Origin of the sequence: Streptomyces albicerus (assembly GCF_008905045.1) — a bacterium.
Classification (GTDB): domain Bacteria; phylum Actinomycetota; class Actinomycetes; order Streptomycetales; family Streptomycetaceae; genus Streptomyces; species Streptomyces albicerus.
In genome coordinates this window covers 11,171-27,520 of the sequence record NZ_VWMY01000103.1, presented here as the reverse complement: position 1 = coordinate 27,520, position 16,350 = coordinate 11,171, and the positions used below count along the sequence as shown (strand labels likewise).

Annotated in this window: 15 protein-coding genes; 2 read left to right on the top strand and 13 right to left on the bottom strand. The window is 71.0% G+C overall.

Going from position 1 to position 16,350, the window contains the following annotated elements; translation table 11 throughout:
• Window positions 1-140 precede the first annotated feature (140 nt).
• The 10 genes from GAS53_RS49640 to hrcA form a co-directional block, all read right to left on the bottom strand.
• A complete protein-coding gene (locus GAS53_RS49640) occupies window positions 141-1,133 on the bottom strand; it encodes an adenosine deaminase (RefSeq protein WP_192583644.1) in 993 nt (330 codons plus the stop codon).
• Window positions 1,134-1,187: 54 nt separating this feature from the next.
• A complete protein-coding gene (locus GAS53_RS49635) occupies window positions 1,188-2,093 on the bottom strand; it encodes a ribonuclease Z (RefSeq protein ID WP_151484395.1) in 906 nt (301 codons plus the stop codon).
• Between the two features lie 23 nt (window positions 2,094-2,116).
• Entirely contained in the window at window positions 2,117-2,470 is a 354-nt protein-coding gene (locus tag GAS53_RS49630; RefSeq protein WP_151484394.1) for a histidine triad nucleotide-binding protein, read from the bottom strand.
• A 175-nt stretch (window positions 2,471-2,645) separates the two neighbouring features.
• Entirely contained in the window at window positions 2,646-5,858 is a 3,213-nt protein-coding gene (locus tag GAS53_RS49625; RefSeq protein ID WP_151484393.1) for a S41 family peptidase, read from the bottom strand.
• Window positions 5,859-5,933: 75 nt separating this feature from the next.
• Window positions 5,934-6,455 (bottom strand): hypothetical protein, encoded by a 522-nt coding sequence (locus GAS53_RS49620; RefSeq protein WP_404829432.1) that lies wholly within the window; start codon window positions 6,453-6,455, stop codon window positions 5,934-5,936.
• Window positions 6,456-6,634: 179 nt separating this feature from the next.
• Window positions 6,635-7,027, bottom strand: coding sequence for a VOC family protein (locus GAS53_RS49615; protein ID WP_151484391.1), 393 nt, complete (start codon window positions 7,025-7,027; stop codon window positions 6,635-6,637).
• Between the two features lie 20 nt (window positions 7,028-7,047).
• Complete coding sequence (locus GAS53_RS49610) at window positions 7,048-7,794, bottom strand: 16S rRNA (uracil(1498)-N(3))-methyltransferase (protein WP_151484390.1); 747 nt, start codon at window positions 7,792-7,794, stop codon at window positions 7,048-7,050.
• A complete protein-coding gene (locus GAS53_RS49605; RefSeq protein ID WP_151484389.1) occupies window positions 7,791-8,876 on the bottom strand; it encodes a nitronate monooxygenase in 1,086 nt (361 codons plus the stop codon). Before GAS53_RS49605 ends, GAS53_RS49610 begins: the two co-directional genes overlap by 4 nt.
• Before the next feature lie 168 nt (window positions 8,877-9,044).
• Window positions 9,045-10,184, bottom strand: a complete 1,140-nt coding sequence (gene dnaJ, locus GAS53_RS49600) for a molecular chaperone DnaJ (RefSeq protein WP_151484388.1) — start codon at window positions 10,182-10,184, stop codon at window positions 9,045-9,047.
• The gene (gene hrcA / locus GAS53_RS49595) at window positions 10,185-11,201 is read right to left on the bottom strand and encodes a heat-inducible transcriptional repressor HrcA (protein WP_151484387.1); all 1,017 of its coding nucleotides are present in this window, start codon (window positions 11,199-11,201) and stop codon (window positions 10,185-10,187) included.
• Window positions 11,202-11,384: 183 nt separating this feature from the next.
• On the opposite strand from hrcA, the gene GAS53_RS49590 reads away from it, so the two are divergent.
• A complete protein-coding gene (locus GAS53_RS49590; RefSeq protein ID WP_151484386.1) occupies window positions 11,385-12,125 on the top strand; it encodes an MBL fold metallo-hydrolase in 741 nt (246 codons plus the stop codon).
• Window positions 12,126-12,190: 65 nt separating this feature from the next.
• On the top strand, window positions 12,191-12,994 hold the full coding sequence (locus GAS53_RS49585; RefSeq protein WP_151484385.1) for a DUF3097 domain-containing protein: 804 nt from the start codon (window positions 12,191-12,193) through the stop codon (window positions 12,992-12,994).
• 120 nt (window positions 12,995-13,114) lie between these two features.
• Here GAS53_RS49585 and galK read toward each other — a convergent pair whose 3' ends face one another.
• From galK to galT, 3 genes are read right to left on the bottom strand one after another with little or no spacing between them, the layout of a single operon-like run.
• Window positions 13,115-14,293 (bottom strand): galactokinase, encoded by a 1,179-nt coding sequence (gene galK / locus GAS53_RS49580; RefSeq protein WP_151484384.1) that lies wholly within the window; start codon window positions 14,291-14,293, stop codon window positions 13,115-13,117.
• Window positions 14,293-15,267: a UDP-glucose 4-epimerase GalE gene (gene galE, locus GAS53_RS49575; protein WP_151484383.1), complete on the bottom strand. Its 975-nt coding sequence runs from the start codon at window positions 15,265-15,267 to the stop codon at window positions 14,293-14,295. Before galE ends, galK begins: the two co-directional genes overlap by 1 nt.
• Window positions 15,264-16,325 (bottom strand): galactose-1-phosphate uridylyltransferase, encoded by a 1,062-nt coding sequence (gene galT / locus GAS53_RS49570; RefSeq protein ID WP_151484382.1) that lies wholly within the window; start codon window positions 16,323-16,325, stop codon window positions 15,264-15,266. The genes galE and galT overlap by 4 nt, the downstream gene beginning before the upstream one ends.
• Between the last annotated feature and the right edge of the window lie 25 nt (window positions 16,326-16,350).

Below are 16,350 nucleotides of genomic sequence, written 5' to 3'. Positions count from 1 at the left end.
CGCTCCTCAAACGCCGGAGGGGCTGATCTTCAGCCCGTCCGGCGTTTGAGGACGAGGCCGCCAGGCCGATGAGCGGGGGTCTGGGGGCGCAGCCCCCAGGGATGGGACGGGTAGGGGCGGCGGGGGCGAACAAAGTCCTCTCACGAGAACTCGTACGCCTCCACCTCCGCGAGATACCGGGCCCGCCGCTCCTCGTCATGATCGAGGAACGACGCGACGAACGAGTTCCGGGCGAGCTCCCGCAGCCGCTCCTGGGACAGCCCCAACGCCTCCCGCACGGCATGGAAGTTGTCCCCGACGTACCCACCGAAGTACGCGGGATCATCGGAATTGACCGTGCACAACAACCCCGCGTCGAGCATCGCGGGCAAGGGATGCTCCTCAAGAATGTCCACGGCCCGCAGCCGGACATTGGACATGGGACACACGGTCAACGGCACCCGATCCCGCACAAGCCGCGCCACCAGTTCAGAATCCTCCATGCACCGAAGCCCGTGATCGATCCGCTCGGCCCCGAGCACATCGAGCGCCTCGACGATGTACGCGGGCGGCCCCTCCTCCCCCGCATGAGCAACCCGCCGCAACCCGAGCGCGGCAGCGGCCTCGTACACCTCACGGAACTTCACCGGCGGATGCCCGACCTCGGCGGAGTCGAGCCCGACCCCCACGATCCGGCCGAGATACGGCTTCGCGGCCTCCAGGGTCTCCATCGCGGACTCGGCGGACTCGTCCCGCAGGAAACACATGATCAGCTGTGTGGACACCCCGTGCACGGCCTCGCTCCGGTCGAGCGCCCGCCCAAGCCCTTCCACGACGGTCCCTATCCCGACGCCCCGCGCGATGTGCGCCTGCGGATCGAAGAAGATCTCCGCGTGCCGCACTCCCTGCGCGGCGGCCCGCGCGAGATACGCGTCGGCGAGGTCCGCGAAGTCGTCCTCGGTCCGCAGCACGGCCATGAGCTCGTAGTACAGGTTCAGGAACGACTGCAGATCGGAGAACAGATACGCCTTACGGAGCTCGTCCGTGTCCGCGTACGGCAGCGAGACACCGTTGCGCGCGGCCAGCGCGAAGGCCAGCTCGGGCTCCAGCGTGCCTTCGATATGGAGGTGCAGTTCAGCTTTCGGGAGGGACATCAATGCATCGTACGGCCGACCCACACGCGTTTCGAACGGGCACCCGCGCCCGAGTCACCGCCTCTTCGGCAGTGGCACCCGCAGCAGATCGTGCGCCACCGTCAGCTCCCCCTCGAACCCGGCGGCCCGAGCCTGCCGCTCGAATTCGTCGGGCTCGGAGTACCGCTGACTGAAGTGGGTCAGCACAAGGTGCCGTACACCCGCGTCCCGCGCCACCATCCCCGCCTGACCAGCCGTCAAGTGCCCGTGATCCACAGCGAGTTCGATGTCCTCGTCCAGAAACGTCGACTCGATGACGAGCATGTCGCACCCCTCAGCGAGCGCGTACACCCCGTCACACAGCCGGGTGTCCATGACGAACGCGAACCGCTGCCCGCGCCGCACCTCGCTGACGTCGTCGAGCAGGACATCCCCCAGGACCCCCTCCCGCTGGATCCGCCCCACGTCCGGGCCCTTGATCCCGTACGAGGCGAGCCGTTCGGGCAGCATCCGCCGCCCGTCGGGCTCGACGAGCCGGTAGCCGTACGACTCGACGGGGTGGGAGAGCTTGCGGGCGTCCAGCGCGTATGTCTTCGAGGCCGCGAGGATCCCGTCGGCGGCGACCGGAGCCTCGGTGAGCGACACCGTTTCGCGGTAGGCGGTCGCGTACCGCAGCCGGTCGAAGAACCGTTGGCCGGAGCGCGGGTAGTGCGCGGTGATCTCGTGCGGCACCCGGTCGAGGTTGATCCGCTGGATCACCCCGGCGAGGCCGAGGGAGTGGTCGCCGTGGAAGTGCGTGACGCAGATCCGGTGGAGGTCGTGCGCGGCGGCCCCGGCGCGCAGCATCTGCCGCTGCGTGCCCTCGCCGGGGTCGAAGAGGATGCCCTCGCCGTCCCAGCGCAGCAGGTAGCCGTTGTGGTTGCGATGCCGGGTGGGGACCTGGCTGGCGGTGCCGAGGACCACCAATTCACGTACGGACACTGAGAGTTACCCGAGTTCCGGGGCTATCCGGGGGGCCATTGCATGCCGCGGCCGCCCAGCACATGGGCGTGTGCGTGGAAGACGGTCTGCCCCGCACCGCTGCCCGTGTTGAAGACGATGCGGTAGCTCTCGAGCTTCTCGTCGGCCGCCACCGCACCGGCCTCGCGCACCATGTCGGCGAGGATCGCCGGTTCGGCGTCGGCGAGGGAGGCGGCGTCCGGGTAGTGGACCTTGGGGATCACCAGGACGTGGATGGGTGCCTGCGGGTTGATGTCCCGGAAGGCGACGGTCGTGTCGGTCTCACGGACGACGGTCGCCGGGATCTTCCCGCCGACAATCTTGCAGAACAGACAGTCGTCCTGCGCCTCGCCTGCCATGCGCGGCCTCCTCACGCTGGATGATCGTTGCCCCGGCATGGTACCGAGCGGTACGGCAATTCAGCCCGTGCGGCGCTTGAGGACGAGGCCGCAGGCCGACAGCGGGGGTCTGGGGGCGGCAGCCCCCAGCAACGCCCACCCCCACACCGGGTGCCCTACGACAACACCGGCCGCCCTACAACTCCGGCACCAGCGGAGGCGTCTTCGCCGGGTTCTCCGACAGCGCCGCCAGCGCGATGCGGATCGCCTCGTCGAGTTGTACGTCGCGACCGGCGGCGTAGTCGTGCGGGGCCTGGACCACCTCGACGTCCGGGTCGACCCCGTGGTTCTCGACGCCCCACTCGTAGCCCTCGAGCCAGAACGCGTACTTGGGCTGGGTGACGAGGGTGCCGTCGACGAGGCGGTAGCGGCTGTCGATGCCGATGACGCCGCCCCAGGTGCGGGTGCCGACGACGGGGCCGATGCCGAGTGCCTTGATGGCCGCGTTGACGATGTCGCCGTCGGAGCCGGAGAACTCGTTGGCGACGGCCACGACGGGACCGCGCGGCGCGTCCTCCGGGTAGCTGGTGGGCCGCATGCCGCGGGCGAGGTCCCAGCCGACGATGCGGCGGGCGAGCTTCTCGATGACCAGCTGGGAGGTGTGGCCGCCGCGGTTCTCGCGGACGTCCACGACGAGGCCCTCGCGGGCGACCTCGACCCGCAGGTCGCGGTGGATCTGCGCCCAGCCGGGCGCCTGCATGTCGGGCACGTGCAGATACCCGAGCCGGCCGCCGGACTTCTCGTGGACGTAGGCGCGCCGGTCGACGACCCACGCGTGGTAGCGCAACGGCTCCTCGTCGGACATCGGCACGACCACCGCGTGCCGCGGATCGCCGCCGCCCGCCGGGGAGATGGTCAGCTCGACGGGCTTTCCGGCCGTGCCGACGAGCAGCGGTCCCGGCCCGGCCACCGGGTCGACGGGCCGCCCGGAGACAGCCACGATCGCGTCCCCGGCGCGCACCGCGACCCCGGGCGCGGCGAGCGGCGACTGCGCGTCGGGGTCGGAGGTCTCCGACGGCAGGATCCGGTCGATACGCCAACTGCCGTCCTCGTGACGGGAGATGTCGGCCCCGAGCAGTCCTTGCCGCTCCCCGCCGCCGTATCCGCCGCGCGGCATGACGTACGCGTGCGAGGTGCCGAGCTCGCCCTGCACCTCCCACAGCAGGTCCACCAGGTCGTCGTGGGTGGCGACCCGGTCGAGGACCGGCCGGTACCGGTCGAGCATGCCGTCCCAGTCGGCCCCGCCCAGGTCGGGCCGCCAGAAGTTGTCCCGCATGAGGCGGCCGGTCTCGTCGTACATCTGCCGCCATTCGGCGGCCGGGTCGACGGTCTGGCGGATGCGCGACAGGTCGACGGTGATGTTCGTGTCGCTCTCGTCGTCGTTCGAGGCGCGCCGGTCGCTCGGTACGACCTTGAGCTTGCCGTCGGTCCAGAGCAGGATCCGCTTGCCGTCGCCGGTGACCATGAAGCTGTCGGCGTCCGAGGCGAGATGCTCGATGCGCTGCTGGACGAGGTCGTAGCGCTCCAGGTCGGTCTTCGGGTCCGGGTCGTCCGGTGTGGCGCGCGAGGCGCCGAGCACACCGCGCACGGGGTGCCGCAGCCACAGCACGCCGTCCTTGGCGGCCCGCAGCCCGGAGTAGCGGGCGGCCTCGACGGGGAACGGCACGATGCGGTCGCCGAGCCCGTCGAGATCGATCCGCGTGGTCGGGGAGCCCTCGCTGTCGGGCGTCTCGTCCTTGTCGGGCGCCTCGAAGGGCCGGCCGTGCCGCTGCGGCCCGAAGGGCGAGGGAGTGGTGGCGGCGAGGGTGATGAGATGCGGCCGCGAGCCCCCGACGAAGGCCAGGTCGAAGACGTGCTCGTCGTAGACCGGGTCGAAGGAGCGCGCGGACAGGAACGCCAGGTGCTTCCCGTCGAGGGTGAACGCGGGCGCGTAGTCCCTGAATCGCAGCGGTGTCGCCTCGGTCACCGAGAGGTCCGCGGCGTTGGCGAGCTTGAGCTGGCGCAGCGGCCGCGGGCCGGGGTGCGACCAGGCGAGCCAGGCCGAGTCGGGCGAGAAGACGAGCCCGGAGACCTCGCCGTCCTCGCTGCGGTCGACCTCCCGTACTTCTCCGGTCTCCCGCTCGACGAGCAGTACCCGCCCGTCGTGCGAGGCGACCGCGGCGCGGCTGCCGTCGGGCGCCATCGCGAGCCCGAGCACCCGCCCGAGCTGCCCGGCGGCGAGCCTGCGCGGGGTGGCTCCCGGCGCGACACCGGTAGCCGGGGCGAACTCGAGGGCGTCGTCGCCCTCGGCGTCGGTCACCCACACCACGTGCTCCTCGCCGTCCGCGCGGAACGTACGCGGCAGCCGGGCCCGTACGCCCTGTTCGGCGGCGAGCGCGCGGGCCGGGCCCGAGCGGTGGGTGACCCAGTGGACGGCCCCGCGCACGGCGACGGCGCTGCCGCGTCCGGTGTGGTCGGGCGCGGCGGCCCCGAACCAGCGGGCCGCGTTCACCGGGTGCGGCTGCAGATCGACGCGCTGTCCGCCGAGCCGGATGTCGAGCCGCCGCGGCTCGGCCCCGTCGAGGTCGTCGAGGATCCACAGCTCACCGGCGGACGCGTACACCACACGCGTCCCGTCGGTGGACGCGTGCCGGGCGTAGAACCCCTCAACCCCTGTGTGCCGCCGCAGATCCGACCCGTCGGCGAGGGAGGAGTAGACGGCGCCCACCCCTTCGTGGTCGGAGAGGAAGACGACCCGCTCCCCCACCCACGAGGGGTACTCCAGGTTCCCGTCCAGCTCGGCATGCAGCCGTACGAACTCGCCGTTCCCTTCGTCCCCGCCCCTGTCGATCCACAGCTTGCCGGCGGTCCCGCCCCGGTAGCGCTTCCACCAGGCGGCCTCACGCCCCATGGGCGCGGACAGCAGAACGACCCCGTCGCCGTACGCCACATCGCCAACGGGCCCGTACGGAAGGGTGGTTGCCGGGCCGCCGTCGAGCGGAACGGCCCGTGCCCAGGTGCGGCGCAGGCTCGCCTGCCCCTGGGTGCTGAGCGCGAGCACCTGCCCCTCCGGGGTCCAGCCGCGTACCTGTGTCTTCCAACTCCCCCAGTGCGTGAGGCGCTTGGTGGAGCCGCCGTCGACGGAGGCGATGTGCACCTCGGGGGCGCCGTCACGGGTGGAGGTCCAGGCGACGGTCGCGCCGTCCGGGGAGATGCGTGGATGGTTCACCGGGACGTTGTCGGCGCTGACGCGCCAGGCGCGGCCGCCGTCGAGCGGCGCGACCCAGACGTCGTCCTCGGCGGTGAAGGCGATCAACTCGCCGTGCAGATGGGGGTACCTGAAGTACGCGGAGGATGCGGGCTGTGTCACCCGATCACCCTATGCAGCGGTTCTCCGTGCGGCCAGAGCTTTCGATCACTTCGCCTGGCAGGTCACTTTCGTAGATCACTTCCCCTGGAAGCAGGAGCAGGTGGGATGCGGGTACTCGGTGACGGTCCTGGTGACAGTGACGGTCGGGCCGGGCTGCTCGGGCGGCGGCGGAGTCGTCTTGTGATCGACGGGCGGCGTCCACGGCTCCACCGTGCTCGGCGTACCGGCGTCGCAGTTCCCGAGCACGTCCACGCGGAACCACTCCTTGCCGCCCACCCTGGCGGTGAGGTCGCCCCGTACGCAGCTCCCGTTGACCTCCTGCGTGACCTTGCCCTTGATGGTGATGTCCCGCTCGTCCTTGGTCTCCCCCACGCAGTCGACGTTCGCGACGCTCCGTACGCTCGGCGAACTCCCGGCCGTCGGCGCCTTGTCCCCGTACGAGGCCGTGCAGCTGAGCCACTGCACGTCGACGCCCTGCTTCTCCAGCTCCCTGGTGCCCGCCTGGTCGGTGGTGATCGCCACCGCGGCGGTACTGATCCCGTCCCCCGGCTCACACGCGACCGCCCCGAACACGGCCACCACCGCGAGGCCGGCCAACGCCGGTCCCCGCCGCCCGCCCGGACGACGCCGAAAACGCCTCATTGCCCCCATGAACGGCAGCGTGCCACCGGAGAACGGGGGACGGTAGACCGCATGCGGCCACGATGCCGGGCCGCGAAGTATTCAGCCTCTCCGGCGTCTGAGGAGCGGGGGTTCGGGGGCGAAAAACCCGGTCCTCAGCCCCGCAGCAGCAGCCACTCCTGCAGCTCCACCAGGTTCCCCTCCGGATCCTTCAGGTAAGCCACGCGCATGCGGTCCGTCAGAGGGACCGGGTCGTGGAGGAGGGACGCGCCGCGGGAGACGATCGCGGCGCAGTAGGCGTCCAGGTCGTCGACACGAAGGACGACCAGGGAACGATGCCCCGTGGCGGAGTCCCCGAGCTCACCGAGGACCTGCGCCATCATCGCGCGGTCCTGCAACGCGATACCCGCCGAACCGGTCGCGGGACTGAACTTCTCGTACGGACCGTCCGTCGCGCCCGACTGGGGCTTGAGGCCCAGCACTTCGGCGTAGAAGCGGTAACAGGCCCGGAAGTCCGAGACGAGCAGCCGTACTTGTGCGAGTTCCAACGCGTCCCCTCAGACTCTCATCAGGACCAACGACCCGTACGACCCAGCAGCAGCGCCACCGCCGCCGTCCCCGCGGTCGACGTACGCAGCACGCTGCGGCCGAGGCGACACGCCTTGGCCCCCGCCTCCGCGAAGGCCGCCAACTCCTCCGGAGACACGCCCCCTTCGGGGCCCACGACCAGCACGATCTCTCCGGAGGAGGGGAGTTCGGCGGTCGCGAGCGGCTCGCTCGCGTACGCCCGGTCCTCGTGCAGCACCACCGCAAGGTCGGCTTTGGCGAGAAGTGCGGCAACCTGCTTGGTCGTCATCGCGTCCGCGACCTGCGGGAACCGCACCCGCCGCGACTGCTTGCCCGCCTCGCGCGCGGTCGCCCGCCATTTGCCCAGCGCCTTGAGTCCCCGCTCGCCCTTCCACTGCGTGATGCAGCGGGACGCGGCCCACGGGACGATCTCGTCGACGCCGGTCTCCGTCATGGTCTCGACGGCGAGTTCACCGCGGTCGCCCTTGGGGAGTGCCTGGACGACGGTGATACGGGGTGCCGGCTCGGGCTCCTCGTGGACCTCGTGGAGGTCCGTGACCACGAGCCGGTCCTTGCCCTCGGCGGCCTTGACGACGCCCTCCGCCCAGCGCCCGCGCCCGTCGGTGAGGACCACGTCCTCACCGGGCCGCAGCCGTTTCACGGACACGGCGTGCCGCCCCTCGGGACCGTCGAGCACGAACTCGGGCCCGCCCGGCACCACGTCCACCACGAACACCGGCGCGGTCATCGGACCCCACCTCCGCCCGGGTGCGCCGACAACGCTGTCTTGGCCGCGGTGAGTTCGGCCGCCAGCACCTCGACGAGCTGCCCGGCGGGCAGTTCGCGCGCGAGCCGGTGCCCCTGCCCCGCCCACAGCGCCATCCCCTGCGCGTCCCCGGCCTTGGCCGCCGCCTTGCGCAGCCCGGCGGTGAGGTGGTGGATCTGGGGGTAAGCGGCGGGCGCGTACGGCCCGTGCTCACGCATGAAGCGGTTCATCAGACCCCGCGCCGGTCGGCCGGAGAAGGCCCGCGTCAACTCCGTCCGTACGAAGAGGGGGTTGGTCAGCGCCTGCTTGTGCAGGGCGTTGGCGCCGGACTCGGGCGTGGCGAGGAAGGCCGTGCCGAGCTGGGCGGCGCTCGCGCCGGCGGCGAGGGCGGCGGCGATCTGGCTGCCGCGCATGATGCCGCCGGCCGCGACGATCGGGATCTGCACGGTCTCGCGGACCTGCGCGATCAGCGAGAGCAGGCCGATGCCGGAACCGTCGGCCTCCGGGTTGTCACGGTGGGTGCCCTGGTGGCCGCCGGCCTCGACGCCCTGCACGATCACGGCGTCGGCGCCCGCCCACTGCACGGCCTGCGCCTCCTCGGCGGTGGTCGCCGTGACCAGGGTCAGCGTGCCGGCCCGGCGCAGGGACTCCAGGACGTCGCGCGTGGGACAGCCGAAGTGGAAGGAGACGACCGGCACGGGGTTGTCGAGGATGACGGCGAGCTTGGCGTCGTAGCCGTCGTCGCGTCCGCTGTCGGGGTCGCCCAGTTCGGTCTCGTACCAGGCGGCCTCGCCGGCGAGCTGGTGAGCGTAGACCTCGACGGCGGCCGGGTCGGCGTATTCGGGCTGCGGCATGAACAGGTTCACGCCGAACGGACGGCTCGTGGCCCCCCGCAGCTGCTTGATCTCCTGGTACATGCCGTCGGCCGTCTTGTACCCGGCAGCGAGAAAACCGAGCCCCCCGGCCTCGGACACGGCCGCAGCGAGGGCCGGCACGGAGACGCCGCCCGCCATGGGGGCCTGCACGATCGGGAGGGGGAAAAGACCGGTCAGCGCGGAGGACATGACGGCATGTTGTCACGTCCTCCGAACAAGTCCGAATCCGGCCTTCCGCCTGGCATAAGCCACAGGAATCGTCCCCCGCCGACCCGACGGGCAGGGGCGGCGGGGCGAAGGAAGCACCCGTGCCACACCCACCGACCCTCAACCGCTCACGTCAGCCCGTTGCACCGCTCACGTACGCCCGTTGAACGCATCCTTCAACCGCGAGAACAACCCCTGCTGCCCCGGCTGGAACTGCCCCGTGGGCCGCTCCTCCCCCCGCAGCTGCGCCAGCTCCCGCAGCAACCGCTCCTGCTCAGGATCCAGCTTGCTGGGAGTCATGACCTCGACATGGACGATGAGATCACCGCGCCCGCCACCCCGCAGATGCGTGACACCGCGCCCGTGCAGCGGAATCGACTGCCCGGACTGCGTACCCGGACGGATGTCGACCTCCTCGAGCCCGTCGAGCGTCTCCAGCGGACACTTCGTACCGAGCGCCGCCGCGGTCATCGGAATGGTGACCGTGACATGCAGATCGTCGCCGCGCCGCTGGAAGACGGAGTGCGGAAGCTCGTGGATCTCGACGTAGAGGTCACCGGCGGGCCCACCACCGGGACCGACCTCACCCTCGCCCGCGAGCTGGATCCGCGTGCCGTTGTCGACACCGGCGGGGATCTTCACGGTCAGCGTCCGCCGCGACCGTACGCGACCGTCGCCCGCGCACTCGGGGCACGGCGTCGGAACGACCGTCCCGAACCCCTGGCACTGCGGACACGGCCGGGACGTCATGACCTGGCCGAGGAAGGACCGCGTGACCTGGGACACCTCACCGCGACCACGGCACATGTCACACGTCTGCGCCGAGGTTCCCGGCGCGGCGCCCTCACCGCTGCAGGTCGTACAGACGACGGCCGTGTCGACCTGGATGTCCTTCGTCGTACCGAAGGCCGCCTCGTCGAGCTCGATCTCCAGCCGGATCATCGCGTCCTGGCCGCGCCGCGTACGCGACCGCGGGCCGCGCTGCGACGCCGTACCGAAGAACGCGTCCATGATGTCCGAGAAGTTCCCGAACCCGCCGGCGCCGAAGCCGCCCGCGCCTTGGCCGCCCGCCTGGGACAGCGGGTCGCCGCCGAGGTCGTAGACCTGCTTCTTCTGCGGGTCCGACAACACCTCGTACGCGGCGTTGATCTCCTTGAAGCGCTCTTGCGTCTTCGGATCGGGATTGACGTCCGGGTGCAGCTCGCGTGCGAGCCGCCGGAATGCCTTCTTGATCTCGTCCTGGGACGCGTCGCGGCGCACGCCGAGTACGGCGTAATAGTCCGTGGCCACTTACGACTCCGCCAGGATCTGTCCGACGTACCGTGCCACCGCTCGTACCGCTCCCATCGTTCCGGGGTAATCCATGCGGGTCGGTCCGACCACGCCGAGTTTGGCTACTGCCTCGCCGCCCGAACCGTAGCCGACCGAGACCACGGACGTGGAGTTGAGTCCCTCATGGGCGTTCTCGTGACCGATCCGTACGGCCATGCCCGAATCATTGACCTCACCAAGGAGTTTGAGGAGGACGACCTGCTCCTCAAGAGCCTCGAGCACCGGACGGATAGTGAGGGGAAAGTCATGTCCGAAGCGGGTGAGATTGGCGGTGCCGCCGATCATCAGCCGCTCCTCGGTCTCCTCGACGAGGGTCTCCAGGAGAGTGGAGAGCACCGTCGCGACCGTACCCCGGTCCTCCGTGTCGAAGGCCTCGGGGAGGTCCTGCAGCAACTGCGGGACGTCCGCGAACCGGCGGCCCGCGACCCGGCTGTTGAGCCGCGCGCGTAGATCCGCCAGAGAGGCCTCCCCGAAGGGAGCCGGGCAGTCCACCATGCGCTGCTCGACGCGGCCGGTGTCCGTGATCAGTACGAGCATGACGCGGGCCGGGGCCAGCGACAGCAGCTCCACGTGACGCACGGTCGAGCGGGTGAGCGACGGATACTGCACGACGGCGACCTGGCGCGTCAGCTGCGCGAGAAGCCGGACGGTCCGCCCGACCACGTCGTCGAGGTCGACGGCGCCGTCGAGGAAGTTCTGGATCGCCCGCCGCTCGGGCGCGGTCATCGGCTTGACGCCCGCGAGCTTGTCGACGAAGAGGCGGTAGCCCTTGTCCGTGGGGATGCGGCCGGCGCTGGTGTGCGGCTGGGCGATGTAGCCCTCGTCCTCGAGCACCGCCATGTCGTTACGGACGGTCGCCGGGGAGACGCCCAGCCGGTGGCGCTCCGTGAGCGCCTTGGAGCCGACCGGCTCCTCCGTGCCCACGTAGTCCTGGACGATGGCGCGCAGCACCTCGAGCCTGCGTTCACTGAGCATCGCGCACACCTCCAGCTGGTCTTCCCCGCGGTCTTCGATCGTCTGCGATCGTCCTTGCCTGGCACTCAGCGCGCGCGAGTGCCAGCATCCCCGCCCAAGTGTACGGCCGGTAGGTACGGCCCGGGCAAGGGCGGGCCTGCGGGCTGTCCTGCTCTGTCGGGAAGGTGGGGTTAGCGTCGGCGCATGACGGTGACTTGGGAAGAGGCCGGGTGGGAGGAACTTGCTCCGCGGGTGGGGCGGTGCCGGCTTCCGGTGTGGGACTGCACGGCCGGACTCGTGGTGGGCGAGGGTGCGGCGCTCATGATCGACGCGGGTTCGGGGCTGCGGGAGGGCGCGTGGCTGCGTACGGAGGCGCGGCGGTTGCTCGGGGGCGGGCGGGTCACCCATCTCGCGCTCACACACCCGCACTTCGACCATGTCTTCGGGGCGGCGGCGTTCGCGGGGGTCGAGGTCTTCGGCGCGGTGGGTCTCGAGCGGGTTCTCGTCCATGAGCGGGAGGAGTTGCGCGCGGACGCGGTGCGCAACGGCGCCGATGCGCGCGAGGCGGCGGAGGCCGCGGATCTCCTCGTCCTGCCGCGGCATCTCGTCTCCGGTGAGTGGACGCTCGACCTGGGCGGCGGCCTGCAGGTCCTGCTGGCGAACGTCGGGCCCGGGCACACGGCACACGACCTGGCCGTTCTGGTACCGGGAGGCCCGGCGACGGACTCGCCGGAGGTCGTCTTCTGCGGCGACCTGGTCGAGGAGTCCGGCGAGCCCCAGGCGGGCCCCGACGCCGTACCGTCCCACTGGCCCGCCGCGCTGGACCGGCTCCTCGATCTCGGGGGCGAGGACGCGGTGTACGTGCCCGGGCACGGGGCGGTGGTCGACGCCGCGTTCGTACGGGCTCAACGGGACGCGCTGGCACAGCGTTTCGGCGTGTCGTAGTACCCGCCGGGTACTTCTCCCGGGTACTTCTCCTCCTGTCCGCCGTCTCGTCTATCGTCATCCGAATGCGCCAGTACTCAGCGGATCTGACCCCTCCGTGGAAGAAGCCCAAGCCCGTGCCCGAGGTCGCGGCGGAGGCCGGGCTCGTGGTCGAGGAGCCCGGGAGCGGGTTCTGTGGTGCCGTGATCCGTTGCGAGGCGGGGACGGTCACGCTGGAGGACCGCTTCGGCAAGCACCGGGTGTTTCCGCTGGAGCCGCGGGGGTTCCTGCTGGAGGGGCGCGTGGTGACGCTGGTGCGCCCGGCGGCCGCGCCGGTACGTCCCACTCGTACGGCGTCGGGGTCGGTGGCCGTGCCGGGCGCTCGGGCTCGGGTCGCCCGGGCGGGGCGCATCTACGTCGAGGGCCGCCACGATGCGGAACTGGTGGAGCGGGTCTGGGGCGACGACCTCCGTATCGAGGGTGTCGTCGTCGAGTACCTGGAGGGCATCGACGATCTCCCCGCCATCGTCGACGACTTCGCCCCCGGGCCGGACGCCCGCCTGGGAGTCCTCGTCGACCATCTCGTCCCCGGCACGAAGGAGTCCCGTATCGCGGAGTCCGTGACGAGTGAGTACGCGCTCGTCGTGGGCCATCCGTACATCGACGTCTGGGAGGCCGTGAAGCCTGCGTCCGTGGGCATCCCCGCGTGGCCGCGCGTTCCGCGCGGGCAGGACTGGAAGACGGGGGTCTGCCGGGCCCTGGGCTGGCCCGAGAACACGGGCGCGGCGTGGGAGCGGATCCTTGGCTCCGTGCACTCCTACAAGGACCTGGAACCGGAACTCCTGGGCCGGGTGGAGGAACTGATCGACTTCGTCACGGCGGTGGAGTGAGGGGGCTGATTTTCAGCCCGTCCGGCGTTTGAGGACGAGGCCGTTCAGGCCGAAGCGGGGGTCTGGGGGCGGCAGCCCCCAGGGATGGGACGGGTAGGGGCGGCGGGGGCGAGAAACGCCTCAGTCCGCCAGGCGGCGTGCCCCCTCCGACGGGACCGCCGGGAACACCCGGGGTGCCGTGTAGCCCGCCGCCGCGAAGGCTTCCTCCACCGCCTTGGTCACCGTGTCGGCGTCCGACGTCTCCACCAGGACGATCGCCGAGCCACCGAACCCGCCACCGGTCATGCGAGCGCCAAGCGCCCCCGTCTCGTTCGCCGTGGAGACGACCAGGTCCAGCTCAGGGCAGGAGATGCGGAGGTCGTCCCGCAACGACGCGTGGCCGGCCGTCAGGACGGGCCCGATGCCACGGACGTCGCCCGCGTCCAGCAGAGCGATGACCTCGTCGACCCGGTGGTCGTCCGACACGACGTGGCGTACATATCGGCGTACCCGCTCGTCGGGCAGACGGGAGAGGGACGCCTCCAGGTCCTCGTACCGGACGTCCCGGAGGAACGGGACGCCCAGCTGCCGGGCACCCTCCTCGCAGCCCTCCCGGCGCTCCGCGTACTCGCCGTCGCCGAGGGCGTGCTTCACGCGGGTGTCGACGACCAGGAGTTGCAGGCCGTGGGCCGGGAGGTCGAAGGGGACCTGGCGGATGGACAGGTCTCGGCAGTCGAGGTGGAGGGCGTGGCCCTCGGTGCAGCAGGCCGATGCTGTCTGGTCCATGATGCCGCAGGGGACGCCGACGAAGTCGTTCTCCGCGCGCTGGGAGACGCGGGCCAACTCCGGGCGGGACAGACCCAGTTCGAACAGGTCGTTCAGCGCCAGCGCCGTCACCACCTCCAGCGCCGCCGAGGAGGACAGGCCCGCGCCCGTCGGGACCGTCGAGGCGAGGTGGATGTCCGCGCCGGTGACGGCGTGGCCGGCCTCGCGCAGGACCCAGACGACACCCGCCGGATAGGCGGCCCAGCTCGTGTTCGTCAGCGGTGCCAGCTCGTCCACGTGCAGCTCGACGACCGGGCCCTCGATGTCGGCCGAGTGGATACGCAGGACCCCGTCGTCGCGGCGCGAGACCGCCGCCACCGCCGTGTGCGGCAGCGCGAGCGGCATCACGAAGCCCTCGTTGAAGTCCGTGTACTCGCCGATCAGGTTGACCCGGCCGGGGGCCGCCCAGACGCCCTCGGGCGTCGACCCGTAGAGCTCCTCGAAGCCGTCCCGGACCTGCTGCTCTGCCGGCTGTTCTGCCTGTTGTGCCGCCACTACCGCTCCTTCGAATTCGCGATGTTCTGCGCGAACTCCCACGCGTCCGCGACGATCCCCGCGAGATCCGCGCGGGACGGGTTCCAGCCGAGCCGCTCGCGGGCCGTGGCCGCGGAGGCGACCAGGACCGCAGGGTCGCCGGCCCGGCGCGGGGCCGCCGCCTCGGGGATCGGGTGTCCGGTCACCTGGCGCACCGTCTCGATGACCTCGCGGACGGAGAAGCCGTTGCCGTTGCCGAGGTTGCAGATCAGGTGCTCGGCCGGCCGCGCGGCGGCGACCGCCAGCAGGTGGGCCTCCGCCAGGTCCGCGACGTGGATGTAGTCGCGGATGCAGGTGCCGTCCGGCGTCGGGTAGTCGTCGCCGTAGACCGAGATGGCGTCACGGCGGCCCTGCGCGACCTGGAGCACCAGCGGGATCAGGTGCGACTCGGGGTCGTGCCGCTCACCGCAAGTCCCGTACGCGCCCGCCACGTTGAAGTAGCGCAGCGACACCGCCGCGAGTCCGTGGGCGGCCGCCTCGCCGGTGATCATGTGGTCGACGGCGAGCTTCGAGGCGCCGTAGGGGTTCGTCGGGGCCGTCGGGGCGGACTCGACGATCGGGGTGGTCTCCGGCTCGCCGTACGTGGCCGCCGTGGAGGAGAACACCAGCTTCCGCACGCCCGCCGAGCGCATCGCCGCCAGCAGCGCCATGGTGCCGCCGACGTTGTTGTCCCAGTACTTCTCGGGCTTCACGACCGACTCGCCGACCTGCGAGAACGCGGCGAAGTGCAGCACGGCGTCGAAGGAGGAGTCCAGCCACTTGGCGGCATCGCGGATGTCGCCCTCGATGAAGTCGGCGCCCGCCGGGACGCCCTCGCGGAAGCCGGTGGAGAGGTTGTCGAGGACGGTCACCTCGTGGCCCGCCTCCAGCAGATGCTGCGCGACCACGCTGCCCACATAGCCCGCACCGCCGGTGACCAGGTACTTCCCACTCATGAACTCGCTACCTCTCGCAGTCGCTGGGCCGCGGTCTCCGGCGGCACGTCGTTGATGAACACGCTCATGCCGGACTCGGAACCCGCGAGGAACTTCAGCTTGCCGGATGTACGGCGGATGGTGAAAAGCTCGAGGTGGAGCGCGAAGTCGTCCCGCACCACACCGTCGAACTCCTCCAGCGTGCCGAACGGCGCCTGGTGCCAGGCCGCGATGTACGGAGTCGGAGGCTCACCCTCACCGAAAATCCGGTCGAAACGCTTCAAGAGTTCCAGATAGACCTTGGGGAACTCTGTGCGCGCGCCCTCGTCGAGGCCCAGCAGATCGGGCACCCGGCGCCGCGGGTACAGGTGCACCTCGTACGGCCAGTGCGCCGCGTACGGCACGAAGGCCACCCAGTGCTCGGTCTCCAGCACGACCCGCTCGTCGGCCAGCTCACTCTCCAGGACCGCGTCGAAGAGGTTCTCGCCGCCCGTCGCCTCCTTGTGCGCCGCGAGCGATCGCAACATCAGTGCCGTACGAGGCGTGGTGAACGGGTACGCGTAAATCTGGCCGTGCGGATGCCCGAGCGTCACACCGATCTCGGCGCCGCGGTTCTCGAAGCAGAAGACCTGCTCCACGGAGGGGAGATGCGACAGCTCGGCCGTGCGGTCGGTCCACGCGTCCAGGACCAGGCCCGCCTGCTCCTCGGTCAGCTCGGCGAAGGACGCGTCGTGGTCCGAGGTGAAGCACACGACCTCGCAGCGGCCGGAGTCCCCGGCCAGCGACGGGAAGCGGTTCTCGAAGACCGCGACGTCGTACGAGGAGTCCGGGATCTCGCTCAGGCGATCGCCCTCGGAGGGGCAGAGCGGGCATTCATTGGCCGGCGGGTGGTAGGTGCGGCCCTGGCGGTGCGAGGCGATGGCCACCGCGTCGCCGAGCAGCGGGTCGCGGCGTACCTCCGATGTGGTGACCGTCCGGTCGAGCGGGCGCCGGTCCACCGCGTCGCGCACGGTGTCGTCGCGCGAGTCGTAGTAGATGAGCTCACGACCGTCGGCCAGTCGGGTCGAGGTCTTCTTCACGCCGGACTCCCCATCCCTACCGATC